Raw genomic sequence first — 18305 nt, 5'->3', positions numbered from 1 at the left:
ACATTCGTAATCTATATTAAAACTAATCCACAGGACAGATCAACTAAGGTCTAATTTCCAACCTCTAATTTTTATGAGGGCGTTGCCCCCGGCCGGGCTATCCGCTCATACTACACAGGCATTAACCACAGGCCGGTATCCGCTACTATCCCTAACGCAAACACCCTTAATTAAATTGATAATTTTAACTAAACACTACCGGCAATCATATCTTAACATTAATTCGGCAACCACTTAAATAACCCGGTTAATTTCATCAAAACCTTAACAAAAGTTGATCTGCGCTTAACATAAAAGCAAACAAAAAACTATATTTAAAGCAGAGTTGATTGTAAAACATAAATACGCGCTTATTGAAAACTATTACCCGCCGGGACTTTTTAGGAAAAGGTGCCATGCTGGCTGGCGGAGCTTATCCGGCCATGCTTGCACTTGGTTTATTAAAATCCGCGCCCGTCCATGCTTTTGACCTCGAGGGCAGCGGCAAAGGAAAACACATTATTATTTTAGGGGCCGGATTAGCCGGCATGACCTGTGCTTATGAATTAGGCAAGCTGGGTTATCAATGCACCATCCTGGAAGCGCGGCAGCGCACCGGTGGGCGCTGTTTCAGCGTGCGTAATGGCAGTACCAATACCGAAATTGATAAGCCAACCGCCACTGCCCGTTTTGATGCCGGGCAATACTTTAACGCAGGCCCGTCGCGCATACCGCATAATCATGAACTCACCCTGCATTATTGTAAAGAATTGGGCGTGCCTATCCAGGTTTATAATAACGTGAACGAAGGCGCTTATTACTTTGCTGAGGGTAAAGGGCCTTTATCCAACAAAAAAATCAAGGTAAGGGAGGTGCATAATGATATTCGTGGTTACATGACCGAAATGCTGGCTAAAAGCATCGATCACGGAAGCCTCGATAGTAGCTTTACCAAAGAAGACGGAGAAAAGATCATCGAATATCTGCAAGCCGAAGGCGGATTGGATATTGATAAGCTGTACAAAGCATCCGCCCGCCGCGGTTACACCGAATCGCCGGGAGCGGGAGACAAGCCGGGTAAAATTGCCGATCCGCATAAACTGGCCGATCTGCTGCATTCCGGTTTGATGGATCCGGATTTTTATAACGTAGCCGAGTATACCTACGAGTTGCAAATGACCATGTTTCAGGCCGTTGGCGGTATGGATCAGATTGCTAAAGCGTTGGAAAAAAAGGTAGCGCCATCCATAAAAATGGGAGCGGAGGTTACGGCTATTAATAATATAGCCGATGGTGTTAAGATCACTTATAAAGATGCAGCAGGTGAGCATATTTTAAATGGCGACCTGTGTATCTGTACCATTCCGTTGCCGGTTTTGAGTAATATCAGTAACAACTTTAGTGGCAATGTAAGCCGCCCTATTGATTATATCAGCTATAACCAAACCGGGAAAATAGGGTTGCAGTTTAAGCGCCGGTTTTGGGAGGAGGATGAGCATATCTACGGTGGTATAACGCACACTAACAATGATTTAACGCAGATATTTTATCCATCCTATGATTATTTAGGAAAAAAAGGTATCTTGATTGGATATTACAACTTTAATGAAAAAGCGCAGAAGATTGGCGCTTTAGGCTACGCCGAAAGGGAGAAGTTCGCGCTTGAAAAAGGCAGGCTGATCCACCCGCAATATGATCAGGAGTTTGAAAACTCGTTTTCGGTTAGCTGGCATAAAACCAAATACAATTTAGGCGGATGGGCGGTTTATACTACCGAAACCCGTAAAACACAATACCCGGTACTGTTAAAACCCGATAAGCAGGTTTATTTTGCAGGCGAGCATTTAACATATCTGAATGCCTGGATGGCCGGGGCTTTTGAATCGGCCAGGAGTACGGTTGCCGCTATACACGCCAGGGTTACCGACCAGCGTACCCAATACCCGGTTCAAAAATAGAACGACGTTACAAAACATTAAATACCACCACACCATGTCAAGCACAATTAACCGCAGAAACTGGATCAAATCCAGCGCATTTATGGCCGGAGGGCTGGCCCTTTTTTCAGGAACAATTGGTAAGCTGGCAGCCATGCCGGCCAGAGTATTTAAACCATTGAGCCGCAGTTTAACTGATCAGGAAGCCGTAACCAATGCCGGCTTTGAATTGAAAGCAAGATTACTGGCCAATGAAAACCCATTTGGCCCCTCAGCGGCTGCTAAAAAGGCTATTCAGGATGCAATTGATAAAAGCTATCAATATCCTTTCATGACCCAGGGTACCCTTTATAATAAAATAGCCCAGTATGAGGGGGTTAACTATAACAATATCCTGATGGAATCGGGTTCGTCGCCACTGTTGCTGGCTGCAGCCATACATTATAGTAAGGGCGGTAAAAGCATCATTACCGGCGACCCGTCTTATGATGATCTGCCATCGCACGCGCAGCAACTGGAAGGTAAATGGATCAAAGTACCCCTTACCGCCGACTATAAGCTTGACCTTGACGCGATGGAAGCCAAGGTTGACAGTAACACCGGCCTGGTTTACATCTGTAACCCCAACAATCCAACGGCTACCATATTGGATACAGCCAAATTGAAAGCCTTTTGTGAGCGTGTATCTAAGAAAACAACAGTTTTTGTTGACGAAGCCTATATCGATTACCTGACCGACCCACAAGCCAGTACCATGATCAGCACCGTGAAAGCCGGGAATAATGTTATTGTTGCCCGTACTTTTTCAAAATTGTATGGCTTTGCCGGTTTGCGTTGCGGTTATGTAATTGCCCAGCCCGATACTATTAAAACCTTATCGATGTATACAACAGGTTTTTCGCTGGCGGCCACTACTATCGCCGGCGCAATTGCCGCGTATCGCGAAGAGGAGTTTTTAAAAGACGCGCTCCAGAAAACAAATGCTTCTAAAGAATACCTGTATTCGGTACTTAAAAAGGAAGGTTATGAATACATCCCTTCATCGGCAAACTTTGTCATGTTCCCATTAAAAATGGATGGCAAAAAGTTTGTTGGCGAAATGATGAAGCGTGGCGTGGGCGTGCGTAACTGGCAATTTAACGGCAAAGACTGGTGCCGCGTAAGCATCGGCCGTATGGACGAAATGGAAGCCTTTGCCGATGCCTTTAAACAATTGTCTTAAGTGGTGATTGGAGGTTAGAGATCAGAGGTTAGGTTTCAATTATTTTATACAAATGCTCCTAACTTTTAATCTCTAACCATACTCCTAATCACTAATCTCCAACCTCTAATCTCTAAAACAAAGTGCGTAAACTAACATTAACACTATTACTAAGCTCATCTCTTTATTTTGCCCAGGCGCAAACTGTAAACCCCCGTCCGCTTACTATGGACGAGTATAAAAAAGCGCAAACTTTCACTATAGCTAACCTCGACAATGATACCTACGTTAAGTTCGAAAACACGTACGTGCTTGACCGGTATGAAAGCCGCAAGCCGTATTTCATTACAGGATCAGACGGGCTGAAAAAACGTATCGACCTCTATAAGCTAATTGCCAAAGAAGGTATGCAGGAAATTGGCCTGATGGTATTTTACACCAACGAAAAGGGTAAACTATATAAAGCCTTAGTGCCGGATTTTACTGCCGACGCTAAAGTTTGGGAGCAGTATTTTCAGGATATTGATAACATTAATAAAGTGGAGCAAAATTTTATCCTGAAACTATCTTACGTGCTGTCAAAGGAAGTAAGCTTCCAGCAGTACAAGGTGCTTAACGGTGGCAAGGACATGAAAGAGGAAGCTGCTACTTATGGCAATGATATCTGTTTTCCGGGTGAAGAACTGGTTACAATGGCCAATGGTGATAAAAAAATGTTAAAGGCGGTAAAGAGCGGCGATGAGGTGATTTCGGTTAATCCGGCTACGAAACAAAATATGGTAGTTAAGGTGAAAGAGTTAACCACTCATGATGCTAAAAACTACGCCATCACCCAACTGGTTTTAGTATCGGCACAAACAAAAAATACAACGGCAGGTACACAAGTGAAACTAAACAGCAAAGTATTACAAGCCACTCCTAATCATCCTATGTTAACAAAACAAGGCAATGTGAAAATAGGTGAGGTGGCAACCGGGCAGGAAGTACTTTGTTTGAACGAGCAGACCGGCAAATACGAGGCTTTTACTGTATTACAAAAAACTGAGCATGCCGGTGGCGTCCAAAAGGTTTATAACATTGTTGCCGATGGCGGAAGTACATTACTTATGAACGGCGTAATGGTGATGCAAAAGTAGGCCGCCCGCGTTACTCACCAGCTATGATAAAACTTACGAAGTTTCAAAAACTTCGTAAGTTTTGGAAGGATAGAGGACAACCGGGTAAAAACTCCATTACCTGGATGCTTCAATAACAGAAAAAGCTATCTTGTCAATCAGCATCAACCGCTCTTGAAAGGCTTATGCCAATAAAAACAACAGTAATTACCGGGGCTACTTCCGGCATCGGAAAGGCAACCGCCATGGCGCTTGCCGCGCAGGATCATGAGGTTTACCTGCTGGTTCGTAATATTATTAAAGGCGAAGCAGTTAAACAGGAAATTATTGCGCAAACGGGTAATAAGCACGTTTCCGTTATTAAATGTGATCTGGCTGATCTGCAAAGTGTTCGTGAAGCTGCGGCTGAGCTTTCTCAGAAGCTAGTGGCTATCAATATCCTTATTAATAATGCCGGGGCCGGTTTTAGCGAAAGACGGGTTAGCAAAGATGGATTCGAACTGACTTTTACAACCAATCATCTCGGCCATTTTTTGTTGACTACCAGCCTGATGCCTTTGCTTAAGCGCGGGCATGCGCGTATTATCAATGTAAGTTCTGAAGGGCACAAAATAGGCAGGCCCAATTTTGATGATCTTCAATCGGCTCAGAATTATTCCTCTTTTAAAGCCTACGGTATGGCTAAGTTGTTCAATATCTACTTTACCCAGTCCCTTGCACAAAAATTTGCTGATAAGGGTATCCTGGCATTTTCCCTTCATCCGGGTGTTGTGAACAGCAGTTTTACTGAAGGACTTAAAGGTTTTGATAAAATATTAATGAAGATGGCCCGGCCGTTTATGATCACATCCCAACAAGGAGCCGAAACATCAATATACCTTGCAACAGAACCCGGGTTGGATAAATTTAATGGCCGTTATTTTAAGAAGAAGAACATTGCTAAAACATCATCCGCAACGCGGGATTTAGCTGCACAGGAAAAACTATGGAAAATAAGTGAAAAACTTATCAGTAAATCAATGCTTTAGGATTTCGCTATGATTCAGGAATTATGAATTTACCGTGAATAATTCAATCATTTGCCTGAAAATGTTGCAACATTAAAATCAATAAGTTAATTTAGATGACTTAAACATGACAATTATGCCTGTGAACAAAAAACTATTAGTTACGCTCGGCCTGTTATCCATAATAGTATTTGGTGCTATGACCACTACTAAACCACAGGACGAAGGTTTTAAGAACCTTAAAGTATTGCCGAAAAATATTTCGGGCGAAAACCTGCACAAGGTTATGGAAGATTGGTCGCATTCGTTAGGGGTACATTGCAACTTTTGCCATGCCCGTAATGAAGAAACTAAAAAGATGGATTGGACAAGCGACGCTAAACCTGAAAAGGAAATGGCCCGCGACATGTTTAAAATGATGAACAAAATTAACCAGAAGTATTTTCATGCTAAAAAAGATTCATTGGGCATGATTATGCAAAGTGGTGTTAATTGCAATACCTGCCACCGTGGTACAGCTCATCCTGAAGTGATGGTACCAGACGGAAAAGGTCCGGGTGGCCCAGGAATGGGTCCTGGTCCCGGCGGTCAACCAGGTCCACCGCCGGGAGGTCCTGCTCCAGGTGCACCAGCGCCAACCAAGCCGTAATTGATAATTGTATATTTATAAATAAAATGCCTTTGGTAAAACCAGAGGCATTTTTGTTTTATAGCAAATATTATGTTCATATTAAGTGTTGTTTGTTAAGATTATGTTATAAGTGATGCATTTGGTTATTTATTGGATATTCTTTTTTGGAATAATTTTAAGCTGTGTTCATAAAAAATTCATGCTTTGTAACTATTTTTATACACAACAATAATTAGTTGACTTGGTATAAAAATGTCCGTCGAATTACATCGGCTTGGCAGCGTTATTTTTTAAGTTGATGGGTTAATTGTTACAACCTTTAATAATTATCATAATTAACACATGACTGCTGAGTTTCATATAAGGCCACAGGCTACGGCCAATACTTCAACAAGTTCAACGGAGTTAACTTGCCGTAAATGCAAGTCCCCAATAAGCCGCATTAAGAGGAGTTCCCTGGCTAAATTTTTTCTGTTTGGTTTGCCCTTTAAAAAATATATCTGTTATAAATGCTCCAGGAAAACCTACAGGTGGGTTAAATAAATATTAGGAGTTATTGTTGGTTAAGGTTTGATGATGCAAGGCTATTAATTAAATGGCAGTCATCGCAGCTAATTCATCTATAAATGCCGCTTGGGCTGGGTTGATCTTTATTTTGGCTGTAGAGATATCAAACCATTCTCCATGATCAATTTCATCAAAAGTTTGTTTTCTGCCCGAGCGGGGAGGCCATTCTATTTCAAAAGTATTACTTTTAATTTTCTCCGGATCAATATCGCCTTCCACGGCCCAGGCCTGTACTGTTTTGCCGCCTTTTTGCTTAATGGGGCTTAACGCAATAAAATTGCCTGATACCTCGTGCCCGGTCTCTTCCCGAAACTCACGTTTTGCCGCCGCAAGTGGATCCTCATCGGGCAGGTATTCTCCCTTAGGTACCGACCATGAACCGTCATCTTTATTTTTAAAGAATGGCCCACCCGGATGTACAAGAAATACCTGTAACCCTTGTGAGGTTTTGCGGTACAATAAAATTCCGGCGCTTTGTTTGGGCATGTTTAAGATTTAAAGGCAAGTTAATGAAAGCCTTAATTTAAATTGTTATTTTTGATATAAACACCCCGAACCTATATACAATTTATCATGGCAGACGACAGATGGAGCAAATTTAAAGTAACTGCTGATGTGGACACAGATGTACGCAGTATGTATGAAGCCTGGGCCACTCCTGAAGGCCTTGAAACCTGGTTTTTACGTAAGGCCGATTTTTTTGCGATAGCTGGTCGTCAGCGCGAACCGCAGGAGTTTATTAAAAAAGAGGATACTTATACCTGGTATTGGCATGGTTATGATGATACCACTGTTGAAAATGGCCAGATATTGGAAGCTAACGGAGCCGATTTTGTCAAGTTTACCTTTACCGGGGGAACAGTTGTGAGTGTTTCCATAACCTGCAAATTAGGTGTTGTTATTGTTGAGCTGGTACAGGAAAATATTCCTGAAGAAACCGACCCCGAGAAAAACCTTTATGTGCAATGCCAGCTTGGCTGGACATTTTATCTCGCCAACTTGAAATCGGTATTGGAAGGCGGTAAAGACCTCCGAAATAAGCGGAAGGACCTGTTCTCGAGTTTCAAATAATTTCATTTGCTGCTGACAAACCATACTGCAAAATAGTTTAGTTTTGATGCCAATCAAAATAGCCCTTTTGGGCCGGGAAGCATATGTTTACAGGAATTATAGAAACTTTAGGTAAGATCACTGATCTGCAGCAGGAAAAAGGCAATCTCAATATTACTGTCGAGTCGGCGATATCACATGAGCTTAAGATTGATCAATCTGTTGCCCACAATGGTGTTTGCCTTACTGTGGTAGCATTAGCAGATGGTTTACACGTAGTGACTGCTATTGAAGAAACTTTAAACAAGACCAATCTTTCCCAGCTTAAAGTTGGTGACCCTGTAAACCTGGAGCGCTGCATGCAAATGAATGCCCGCCTTGATGGCCATATCGTTCAGGGCCATGTTGACCAGGTGGCCATTTGTACTGCCTTTAAAGAACTCGACGGCAGCTGGGAATACACTTTTGAATACGATGCCGCGAGTGGTAACGTTACGGTAGAGAAAGGCTCTATTTGTGTGAATGGTATCAGCTTAACTGTGGTTAATTCACATGCTAATAGTTTTTCTGTAGCTATTATCCCGTATACCTTTGAGCATACCAACCTGCACAATGTGAAGGTTGGCAGCCAGGTTAACCTTGAGTTTGATATCATAGGCAAATACGTTGCCCGCTTAATGCAACGCTAAATCCCTAATGATTTAATGCGCTCTCTGGAATAAGCTATATAGGTTTTCTGAGAATCTTTCGGTTTGCTTGCCAGGTACTTTTTGTAATATTTAATAGCCGTTGCTCTGTTTTTTAGTTCGGTATCATACAGGGTAGCGAGAGCGTAATAAGTAATCGGGTCTGGTTTATAAAGCAAACTTTTCTGGTATGCCTCAACGGCATTCTTCAATTGGTGCAGGCGGTCGTATGAATCGCCTTTTTCGCTGTAATAGGAGCTTACGCCCGTAGATGTGGCTTCTTCAATGGCCTTATCTAAATATATGATCGCTTTTGTGTTGCTATGCAAAGCCTTATAGCTCATGGCCGTGTAGTAAAAGGAAGCCTCGGTTCCGGTTTGGTTATCTTCCAGTATTTTGAAGGTTTTAATGCAATCGGGATAGTTGGCGGTCATGTAATAAGAGGTGCCCAACATGGATACAATGCTGCCGGCCAATTCTCCGGCTTCTATTAATTTCTTAGTGATACCAATAGTTACCGGGTATTTTTTTAACGCGTATGAAGCCTGTGCTTTGCCTTTCAATAGTAACAGATTGGCTGTGTCGGCTACTAAGGCTTTATCAATTATGGTTTCGGCATTGACATATAGCTTAAGGTTGATATAAAAGGATGACAGGTCATAAGCAACATCAGGATTAAGCGGGTTGATCTTGTTCGCTTTTTGCAGATAAATGAGGCTCCCTTCTATATCGCCTAAATTTTGCGACAGATCGGCCAGTTGTTTATATACATCAAAGTTGGTTGTATCTTTCAGCAGGATCTTCTTTACATATATTATGGCCTTTTTATTATTGCCGCGCCTTTTAATGATCTCGCTCATATTATAAAGGTTGGTCAGACTGGTGGTATCAGCATCATAAATGCGTTGATAGTAATTTTCTGCATCGGGTAGGCGGGAAGCCATTTTTGAGGTATAGGCCAGTTTAGCTAACACTTTAATGTCGGTTACAGGCTCCGGATATGTTTTTTTGAGATAGTCGGCTGCATCTGCAAAGCGTTGGTTTTGATAATAATCGAGTAGGAGCGAATCATTAGCCGTTTGCTGGGCACGTATTTGTAATACTGATAAGGTAAGGAATAGGGTTATAAATAGGTTTCTCATAACTAAATATTTAGTTTAACTAAATTATTAGTTATGGATTGCAATTCCAAATCTGAAACAATTTTTTATTAGGGTGGTTGATTTATAAAGTAATAATTAAAACCACACATTATGGATAAGTTAAAGAAGTTTGGACTGATGGAAAAAATTGTCCATGAACTGGAAGACCTGAAAAATAGCCAACAAGCTATCATCACTAAGTTAGCTAAGATAGAAGTTGATAATATTGATTTGGGAGATAAACGCCTTGAAAAGGACCTTCCTGATATGCACCAGCGGGTATCTGATAATCTGGATACTATAGCGGCCATCCTTGAGGATTTTGCTAACCAAACAGCCAACTACAGCGATAGCAATAATATTGCAGCCCTGAAAGAACAGGAAGCTTTAGGAAAATAAAAAGAAAATCCCCGGGCAACCGGGGATTTCTTTTTATGCTTGTAGCTTGCTTTTTTTTTCTACCTATGATTCCGGTTATACCTTCTTATTGCCTGGAGGTAATTTTTCCATTGAATGCTTTCAATAGCATCAGGATCGTCGCCAACCATTTCTCTTAAATTTTCTTCGTTATATTGAACAATTGAGCCGTTGTTAAGCTGGATAGCAACTATTGATTTTGGATTGAACATTTTGCCATCCGGCTCACTCAAAAGCGAATACGCACTGATAGGGCCACTTATGAACCTGAACATCCAACAGCTATCTTTAGCAATGCCCTTATAATAATTGGGTAAGGCAGCAACCTGGGATGATTTTTTACTTGACGGAGCTACAATGTTACGAGCTATCTCGATAGTTTGTTCGGGGTATATCACCTGCTCTCTGTTGGTGTCCGCTTTTGATAATGACTGATCAATAAATACAAGATAACTTTTGTGGGCATAGTCATCTGCATAAATTCTGGATTTAACTTCTTTCTTTGTTCCGTTAAGCAGGGTTATCAGAAAAGTATACTCTGGATTGTTAGTGCCTTTATCATCCTTGTTCCAATACGTCCACATAGAAAAGGCTGTTTGCTGGCCTACCTGCAAATCCATATTTTGCCTGTTAAGTGTACTGTTAACGCCGTGCGATCCGCTTTGAGCAAAAGCGAAATTTGTAAAGATAGTAAGGGCGAAAATAATAACGTACTTAAGTACTTGTTTCATATACAAAGTTTAGATGAACTAAATATATGAAACCAGTTTAACCTTAATATTAAGTCATATAAAGCCTCAGAGCTCGCTTATACACTTAATCTTTGCCGTCTTTTGGAGCCTTTTCAATATTCTTGTTATATTTCTTTATAGCCTTTAGATAGTTTTTTTGCCCAATGTATTCCATAGCTTCGGCATCTTGCACAATCATCCCTTTTAGGTTCTCTTCATTATAATTAAGTATAGGCCCGTCATTTAACTGAATTCCTACAATGGTTGAGGGATCAACAGCTTGCCCCACCTCTACACTTAAAATTGAATACACATTGATTGGCCCGGTTATAACTTTAAACATCCAGCAACTATCTTTAGCTATACCGGTATAATAATTTTTCGGTGATACAGGTTTACCATTTTTTGTGAGACTTAATGACGAGGACAGGTCGCGCGCGATGTTTTTGGTTTGGAAAGGGTAAATTTTTTGTTTCCTGTTTGAATCGCTTTTGGCTAAAGACTTATCTATAAATAGCAGGTAATTTTTGTGTGCGGCTGTATCCGCGTAAATTTTCGAGCTAACCTCTTTTTGAGTACCATCGGCCATTGTAACCTGATAAGTATATTTAGGATTGTATATCTCCGGATTATTAGATATTCCCCAAATAGGACGGAACAGTTGCATCCGCGTTTGGAATTGTAAATTTTGATTGCTTAACACCTTGTTCACAGCAGCCATGTTTTGAGCCGATGCCGATGCTGTAATAAAGATAAATAGGATGAAATAGAAATACTTAAGAACAGGTTTCATATAAAAGTTTAGATGGGCTAAATATATGAAACCTGTTTAATCAAATACTCATTGTTACTGGTACTGGATATAAATAGGAGCGGGCTTTAGGCTCAATATTTCTTTAGGGGTTAGCATTCTATGAGGCTCGTTCTTTAAGTCGTTTTTATAAAAAAGCTTAAATCCTGTAAACTGAACCGGCTCTTCAGAAATGAAATATTTATAAGTTCCTTTTTTGAGTTCCGGGCCGCCCCAGCCATCCATATCCATAACAACCTGCACTTCGGGCCTCAGTTTAATATCTTTATAATTTGTCACCATGCGTTTAGTAAAGCGGTGGATCACAAACATTTTGGGCGGCAGGTCATTCTTTTTTACCACTTTAGCTAAATAGCCGGTTACATAGTTAATATCATCTGCATCAAATGTTCCTATGCGCTTGCCGGGCACGCTGCCTTCTTTCATAGAAAATTCTGGGTCGATACCTAAATGAACATTGGGCATCTTCATATATTTCTCCAATAAAGGCAATTCAGTTTGTACTGTGCTGAAGCCAACCTGTATATCTAAAAATACAAGAGCATTAACACTTTTTGCCCAGCTGATCACGGTATCTATCTGGCTGAATGGCATTCGCAGGTTATGCAAACCGTTTCTGCCGGCATCTGCCTGTGCGGTTACACATATATAATGTAAAGCCGGTACTACATTGGTAGCTGTATCAGCCTTCTCCCAATTTTTTACCTCTTCTTTTAATTTATTGAGCATGGTTTTACGTGGGTATTGGCCCAGTACGCCCATGTTTTTTGAATAAAGGTTACCATAAAAAGCCACAACACGGTTAAATGGTAAAATAGCTCCGGGCAGGGGATACTCTTTGGCTTTTACCGGCCAGCGTCCGCTTTTATCGCCATTGGCCAGTTTTTTCATCAATGAATCATACTTTGTAGTATCCAGCATTGACGCTTTTGCAGAAGTATCCCGGAAGTGTTTGCGGGTTGTAGCACAGGCCGTATTGGTTACGGCAACAAAAATAAACAGGGCTAAAGCAGATATTGTCCTTTTCAAATTTTAAGATTTTTTGGGTTGTTCAGCAATATCTGTGCCTATTCAATACTTTTGCCTTTCATCGCCGTGCTTATAGCCTGATCCATTAACCGTTCGGCAAACGGACGGGTGAATTCATTAACCTCGTCGATGGTCTTTAAAATAAGGTCTTTATCGCCGCTGGTCAGGGCTTCTTTTAGTTTTTGAACAAGCTTTGTTGTGTCCGCGATTTCAGTAATTGAAACATAGTCTGCATTTTTTTGCAGGAAGCGTTCAACGGTATAAACCATTTGTTCGCCTTCGGTACGTGCCTCAATAAGCATACGCTGGCTTACATCATCTTTAGCATGAGTAATGCTGTCCATAAGCATTTGTTCAACCTGATCGTCAGTAATGCCATAAGTTGGTTTTACTTCAACTTCCTGTTTTACGCCCGAACGAAGCTCAATAGCCTGAATGGTAAGGATACCATCGGCATTCAATAAAAAGTTAATATCAACTTTAGGGAAACCTGCAGGCATCGAAGGAATGCCTTTTAAATCAAACTCGGCCAGTTTCCGGTTTTCTTTGATCAGGTCGCGCTCACCCTGGTAAACAGCAATTTTCATGTTCACCTGCCCATCAATAGAAGTGGTGTATTGTCTGCCGCCTTTGGTTGGTACTTTAGAGTTTCGGGGGATGATGACATCCATCAAACCACCCATCGTTTCAATACCTAAAGAAAGAGGGGTAACGTCAAGCAGTAAAATATCCTTGCGGTTTCCGGCTAAAATATCGGCCTGGATAGCAGCTCCTAAAGCAACTACCTCGTCGGGGTTTACATCGTCATGCACCGGGCGACCGAAAAACTCGGCAACCATGCGTTTAACCAATGCCGTACGGGTTGAACCACCAACCATAACTACCTCATCAATCTGATCGATAGTTAGTTTAGCATCACTAAGCGCGTTTTGGCAACTGGTTATAGTTTGTTGAACTTTGGGTAATATCAGTTGCTCAAAAGTAGTACGGTCAAGCGTACACCAGATATCCCCTATTTTATCGTTGACCATGCTTTGGTGAGCAAAAGCTTTTTTCGCCTCTTCTGCTTTTAAACGGAGTTGCTGTGCCAATTCGGTATTGGCAAGTACTTCGGCTTTGTTAAGCTGATTTTTTTCAATCCAGTAGTCAACAATAATGCGGTCAAAATCGTCGCCACCTAAAAAGGTATCGCCATTGGTTGAAAGCACTTCAAAAATGCCGTTCTGTATTTGCAATATTGATACGTCAAACGTACCGCCACCAAGATCATAAACGGCAATGGTTTTTGTTTCTTCAGGGTTTAAGCCTATGCCATAAGCCAAACTTGCGGCTGTAGGTTCATTTACTATACGCAATACATCGAGCCCGGCAAGCTTACCGGCATCGCGGGTGGCCTGGCGCTGAGAGTCATTAAAGTAAGCGGGCACGGTAATTACTGCACGGTTTACAGGAGTTTTAAGCGCATGCTCGGCACGGGCCTTAAGCTCTTTTAATATCTGGGCCGATAGTTCGATAGGCGTATAAAACTTATCGCCAACCTTGATCTTCACCAGGCTTTCGGTATCGTCATCAATTACTTTATAGCTAAAAAAGTCTTTGTAGTTTTCAATATCGTGGTAGCTGCGACCCAATAAGCGTTTAACCGAAAATATGGTATTCTGCGGATCTGTTATTAAAAACTCTTTTGCTTCGTTTCCTACCAGTACATCGCCGGTATTGCCAAAATGCAATACAGAAGGTACCAGAACACCTTTACCGGCATCATTAATTACCTGCGGATTTTTTTCCGGGTTGATGAATGCTACCAGCGAGTTGGTGGTACCCAGATCGATTCCTACAATGATCTCTTCTTTTTGCAATGAGCCTGTTGCCAGGTTGATAGAAACTTTAGCCATTATATTAAATTAACAAGGGGCAAATGTACTTAGTTTTAGGCGATGCATTGTCGTTTTTAATTCAGTTTTATTACAAATAAGCATACTCTTATTTCATTTTGCTGACAAACAAATGCTACTTAATTCATCTTTTTATAAAAAATAACATAATATGGAAAAGCGTGAATTAGGCAAATCCGAACTATATACCGCGCCATTGGTTTTTGGCGGTAACGTTTTTGGCTGGACTGTAAAAGGTAATGATACAGCCATTTTATTAGATGCGTTTTTAGATGCCGGTTTTAATACCATTGATACTGCCGATGTTTACTCCCGTTGGGTAGAAGGCAATAAAGGTGGGGAATCAGAAATTGAAATTGGCAATTGGTTAAAGAAAAGCGGTAAGCGCGATCAGGTGATCATTGCTACAAAGGTAGGTTCGGAAATGGATTCGGAAAGAAAGGGTTTGAAAAAGGACTATATCATCAAAGCCGCCGAGGATTCATTGAAGAGGCTGCAAACAGATTATATTGACCTGTACCAAACTCATTATGATGACCCATCAACTCCTGTAGAGGAAACGCTGCGCGCTTATGACCAGTTGGTGCAGGACGGTAAGGTTCGAGCTATAGGTACCTCTAATATGTCGGTAGAGCGTTTGCATGAATCATTAAAGGTGAGCGTTGAGAAAGGATTAATTTCATACCAAACGCTACAGCCAGAATATAACCTGTTTGACAGGGAAAAGTACGAAACCACTTACGAGCCTTTTCTTAAGGATCAGAATATTGGCGTTATTAGCTACTTTTCGTTGGCAAGCGGTTTTTTAAGCGGTAAATACCGCTCGGAGAAAGATTTACAGGGGAGTAGCCGGGCCGGTATGGTGAAAAAATACTTAAACGAGCGCGGCTTCAGGATCTTGAAAGCGCTTGACGAGGCTGCCGCGCAGTATAATACCAGCCAATCAGCCATTGCTTTAGCCTGGTTAATAGCGAGGCCAAGTGTAACGGCGCCTATCGTTAGCGCAACCAATCTTGATCAGCTTAATGAGTTTGCCAAAGCCGCCAATTTAAAGCTGAGCAATGAAACTATCGAAGCACTGACTGTCGCAAGCGCTTATTAAAGATTTTTCATTAAAATCAGCAACACACCTTTCATTTGATAGGTGTGTTTTTTGTTTTTTGCCGCACGGTTTTTCGTTAAAATAATGGTTTGGCATTGCTTAATAATTACAAGGTTTTTTTTAATTAATTATTAGACAATAATGCCTTGTTTTTTGCTTTTTTACTCGTTAAAGTTTTAAAGATTTCCCAAAAAATACTTTATTTACTAAACAGAACTCTCTGTTTTCGAGTATAAAGGGTTCCCCTCTAATTAATTTTTTATTTTAAATGGAAAAGCTGAAGCAGATTATTGGCTACGGTAAGCCTGATTTGTCGCTGGAGAATAAGCTGTTTAATGCACTCTCATTATTCATTTGCGTAAGCAGTGTTTTTTCGCTGATCTGCAATTTGTTTTTGGGATTAAGTTACAAACTTGAACTTGTTCAGCTTTTTGTTATCCTGATGTCGGGCTGGGCTTTTTACAGGAGCCGATTTGTAAAATATAAAGAGGATGTTGCTGTAATTTATATTTGTTTTGGCCTCGCGGCGATTATTCCCGGCTGGTTTTATAACGGTGGCATAAGTGGCTCTACAACACTTTCTGGGGTATTCTTTATCGTATTGATAACCCTGCTGGTTAAAAAACGTTACCACTATATTTTTATCGGCGCATTGGTGATTATATTCTTAGGCTGCTACTACGTTGAAAAACGCATCCCCGGTTTGGTACAGCCTTATGATAGTTCGATATCAAGAGAATCTGACCTGATAACATCGGCGGTAACCAACGTTTTAATTGTTGGGCTACTGGTAGGCTTTATCAAAAAAAGTCATGAAACCGATAAGCGCGACCTGATACATAAAAGCGAAGAATTACAGGCTTCACAAATTGAACTTTCGGCCTCGCGTGACCAGGCCGATGCTGCTACCTTTGCTAAATCAAACTTTCTGGCCAATATGAGCCACGAGATCCGTACGCCGCTTAATGGTATTATTGGTACCGCCCAACTGCTGTCCCGTACCAATTTGCAGCCCGAGCAGCAGGAATTGCTTCAAACTTTGCAATCAAGCAGCAATCTGCTCATCAATATCATTAGCGATATTCTTGATATCTCAAAAATAGAAGCCGATAAGTTAACACTTCACCCGGTATTAACAAATCTTCGTAACTGTATTAAAACCGTTATAGAAATTACCGAACCAGCTATCACCTCCTTGCATAAGCCTCTAAGGTTAACTTACCAGGTTGATGATAATGTAGCCAATTACGTAATAGCAGATCAGGGCAGGCTTCAGCAGATCCTGGTTAATTTAATAGGGAATGCCATTAAGTTTACTGATGAGGGGTCGGTAAAGCTAAAGGTTACAGCATCTGAGGCAAGCAATAATATACAGGAAATTACTTTCAGCGTAAAAGATGATGGCATTGGGATAAGCGAGGAGGCGCTGGCACAGTTGTTTAAACCATTTACACAAGTAAATACCACCGCGCTGCGTAAATACGGCGGTACAGGCCTTGGTTTATCTATTTGCAAAAAGCTTGTTGAAATGATGCATGGCCGCATCTGGGTAGAAAGCAAGGAAGCGGAGGGTTCATTGTTTAGTTTTACACTGCCTTTACCGGTTACCTACAGCACTACTGAATTTGATATACAACCAGATGAAAAGGAAGCTTTTCAATACAGGCCACTGCGTATTTTACTTGCCGAGGATAATAAGATGAACCAATTGATAGCCAGTAAGATATTTAAAAAGGTGGGATACAATATTGATATTGCCGAGAACGGGCTGGCTGCCGTTAATATGGTTGAGCAATGCAATTACGACCTGATATTTATGGACATACAGATGCCCGAAATGGATGGTTTACAGGCAACCCGTCATATTTTGAGAAAACACGGAGAGGATGCGCCTCCTATTATCGCCATGACGGCTAACGTACTAAGCGAAAACGAACGCGAATGCGCCCAGGCGGGAATGAAGGATTTTGTGAGCAAGCCTTTTACTTTTGAGCGTTTGGAAGATATCATCCAGAAATGGACCTGATTTGTCAGCAAAAACTACTAATCGTTGAATAGTACCATACAAAATAAAAATAGTACCATTAAGGGCAGAGCTATTGTGTGTAGTTTTGTGTCATGTTACAAAGCATTCCAACAATTGATATTTGCACACTTGCCGATGATATAAAGCAGGACGAAATCCTGATCAGCAGGTTTGCGCCTTATCTGGATGCCCACAAAAATCTTTTCTTCCCGCATCGCCACTCTTTTTATCACCTGGTATTCTTTACCGATGGCGGAGGCTCACATACCATTGATTTTGAGAGCTTCGACGTAAAACCCGGGCAAATCTACTTTATGGTTCCCGGCCAGGTACATTCGTGGGAGTTTGAGGGTTTTGTGGACGGTTATATCATCAACTTTTCAAGCTCGTTTATCCAGTCCTTTTTATTACGGTCGGGTTATTTTGATAATTTTAATTTTTTGAATGGTAACCCTAAAGATGAGGTTGTTGATTTAACTGCCGGGCAGTTGCCAGAGATAATTTCCCTTTTTGAAAAGATTGTAGCCGAGGTTGAAAAGCCCGCTGTATTAGGCAGTGATATGGTGAAACTGCTGATGCTGCAGATGTTTATCCTGATTAACCGCTGCCAGGGCAAGGGGGATAATTTTGGAAAGCAAGGCTATAACCAAACCCTCATTCGCAATTTTCAAAAATTGATTGAGCAGCACTATGTTGATGTGAAGCTTCCAAAAGACTATGCCGAATTACTTTACATTACGCCCAATCATTTAAACGCGGTTTGCAAAGATGTACTTGGCCTGTCGGCAGGAGAGGTGATCCGTAACCGTACGTTGCTTGAAGCCAAAAGGTTATTGACCAATCCAAGGCTTAACATCAGCGAGATAGCTTTTAACCTCAATTTTAGTGATAACTCATATTTTACCAAGTTCTTTAAAAAAATAGAGGGTATTACCCCCGAAGAGTTCAGAAAGAAAACCTTAAACAAAAAATCATAGTA

Annotated in this window: 17 protein-coding genes; 11 read left to right on the top strand and 6 right to left on the bottom strand. The window is 41.2% G+C overall.

The features are described 5' to 3' along the window. Positions 1 to 353: 353 nt before the first annotated feature. The 5 genes from DUL71_RS11675 (at position 354) to DUL71_RS11655 (ending at position 5888) form a co-directional block, all read left to right on the top strand. The gene (locus DUL71_RS11675; protein ID WP_208645525.1) at positions 354 to 1937 is read left to right on the top strand and encodes a flavin monoamine oxidase family protein; all 1584 of its coding nucleotides are present in this window, start codon (positions 354 to 356) and stop codon (positions 1935 to 1937) included. A gap of 34 nt (positions 1938 to 1971) precedes the next feature. Further along, on the top strand, positions 1972 to 3138 hold the full coding sequence (locus DUL71_RS11670) for a pyridoxal phosphate-dependent aminotransferase (protein WP_161964420.1): 1167 nt from the start codon (positions 1972 to 1974) through the stop codon (positions 3136 to 3138). A 122-nt stretch (positions 3139 to 3260) separates the two neighbouring features. After that, entirely contained in the window at positions 3261 to 4253 is a 993-nt protein-coding gene (locus tag DUL71_RS11665) for a Hint domain-containing protein (protein ID WP_154402365.1), read from the top strand. Between the two features lie 164 nt (positions 4254 to 4417). Next, entirely contained in the window at positions 4418 to 5260 is an 843-nt protein-coding gene (locus tag DUL71_RS11660) for an SDR family oxidoreductase (RefSeq protein ID WP_114938235.1), read from the top strand. Between the two features lie 115 nt (positions 5261 to 5375). Continuing rightward, on the top strand, positions 5376 to 5888 hold the full coding sequence (locus DUL71_RS11655) for a c-type cytochrome (protein ID WP_112571692.1): 513 nt from the start codon (positions 5376 to 5378) through the stop codon (positions 5886 to 5888). A 573-nt stretch (positions 5889 to 6461) separates the two neighbouring features. On the opposite strand, the gene DUL71_RS11650 is transcribed toward DUL71_RS11655, so the two are convergent. After that, entirely contained in the window at positions 6462 to 6923 is a 462-nt protein-coding gene (locus DUL71_RS11650) for an NUDIX hydrolase (protein WP_114938234.1), read from the bottom strand. Positions 6924 to 7010: 87 nt separating this feature from the next. Here DUL71_RS11650 and DUL71_RS11645 point away from each other — a divergent pair, with 87 nt between their 5' ends. Together DUL71_RS11645 and DUL71_RS11640 are read left to right on the top strand one after the other, a co-directional pair. Further along, positions 7011 to 7508 carry an SRPBCC family protein gene (locus DUL71_RS11645; protein ID WP_112571688.1) on the top strand — a complete coding sequence of 166 codons (498 nt, stop codon included), beginning with the start codon at positions 7011 to 7013 and terminating at the stop codon, positions 7506 to 7508. An 83-nt stretch (positions 7509 to 7591) separates the two neighbouring features. Further along, the gene (locus tag DUL71_RS11640) at positions 7592 to 8176 is read left to right on the top strand and encodes a riboflavin synthase (protein WP_114938233.1); all 585 of its coding nucleotides are present in this window, start codon (positions 7592 to 7594) and stop codon (positions 8174 to 8176) included. On the opposite strand, the gene DUL71_RS11635 is transcribed toward DUL71_RS11640, so the two are convergent. Beyond that, complete coding sequence (locus DUL71_RS11635) at positions 8173 to 9315, bottom strand: tetratricopeptide repeat protein (RefSeq protein ID WP_114938232.1); 1143 nt, start codon at positions 9313 to 9315, stop codon at positions 8173 to 8175. The genes DUL71_RS11640 and DUL71_RS11635 overlap by 4 nt on opposite strands. Before the next feature lie 111 nt (positions 9316 to 9426). Here DUL71_RS11635 and DUL71_RS11630 point away from each other — a divergent pair, with 111 nt between their 5' ends. After that, positions 9427 to 9714, top strand: a complete 288-nt coding sequence (locus DUL71_RS11630) for a hypothetical protein (protein ID WP_112571682.1) — start codon at positions 9427 to 9429, stop codon at positions 9712 to 9714. 59 nt (positions 9715 to 9773) lie between these two features. Here DUL71_RS11630 and DUL71_RS11625 read toward each other — a convergent pair whose 3' ends face one another. From DUL71_RS11625 to hscA, 4 genes are all read right to left on the bottom strand, one after another. Then, positions 9774 to 10463, bottom strand: a complete 690-nt coding sequence (locus DUL71_RS11625; protein ID WP_114938231.1) for a hypothetical protein — start codon at positions 10461 to 10463, stop codon at positions 9774 to 9776. Positions 10464 to 10548: 85 nt separating this feature from the next. Beyond that, positions 10549 to 11256 carry a hypothetical protein gene (locus DUL71_RS11620; protein WP_114938230.1) on the bottom strand — a complete coding sequence of 236 codons (708 nt, stop codon included), beginning with the start codon at positions 11254 to 11256 and terminating at the stop codon, positions 10549 to 10551. 54 nt (positions 11257 to 11310) lie between these two features. Then, on the bottom strand, positions 11311 to 12303 hold the full coding sequence (locus tag DUL71_RS11615) for a hypothetical protein (protein WP_114938229.1): 993 nt from the start codon (positions 12301 to 12303) through the stop codon (positions 11311 to 11313). Positions 12304 to 12341: 38 nt separating this feature from the next. Beyond that, a complete protein-coding gene (hscA, locus tag DUL71_RS11610; protein WP_114938228.1) occupies positions 12342 to 14198 on the bottom strand; it encodes a Fe-S protein assembly chaperone HscA in 1857 nt (618 codons plus the stop codon). A gap of 151 nt (positions 14199 to 14349) precedes the next feature. Between hscA and DUL71_RS11605 the strand changes: the two genes are divergently transcribed. From DUL71_RS11605 to DUL71_RS11595, 3 genes are all read left to right on the top strand, one after another. Next, positions 14350 to 15300 carry an aldo/keto reductase gene (locus DUL71_RS11605; RefSeq protein ID WP_114938227.1) on the top strand — a complete coding sequence of 317 codons (951 nt, stop codon included), beginning with the start codon at positions 14350 to 14352 and terminating at the stop codon, positions 15298 to 15300. A 268-nt stretch (positions 15301 to 15568) separates the two neighbouring features. Beyond that, positions 15569 to 17326: an ATP-binding protein gene (locus DUL71_RS11600; protein WP_114938226.1), complete on the top strand. Its 1758-nt coding sequence runs from the start codon at positions 15569 to 15571 to the stop codon at positions 17324 to 17326. A gap of 92 nt (positions 17327 to 17418) precedes the next feature. After that, positions 17419 to 18303, top strand: coding sequence for an AraC family transcriptional regulator (locus DUL71_RS11595; RefSeq protein ID WP_114938225.1), 885 nt, complete (start codon positions 17419 to 17421; stop codon positions 18301 to 18303). Positions 18304 to 18305 lie beyond the last annotated feature (2 nt).

It is taken from the genome of Mucilaginibacter endophyticus, from assembly GCF_003351025.1.
Classification (GTDB): Bacteria; Bacteroidota; Bacteroidia; order Sphingobacteriales; family Sphingobacteriaceae; genus Mucilaginibacter; species Mucilaginibacter endophyticus.
Note: the sequence above shows the minus strand (reverse complement) of the source record. Positions and strands in the feature narration are given on the sequence as shown.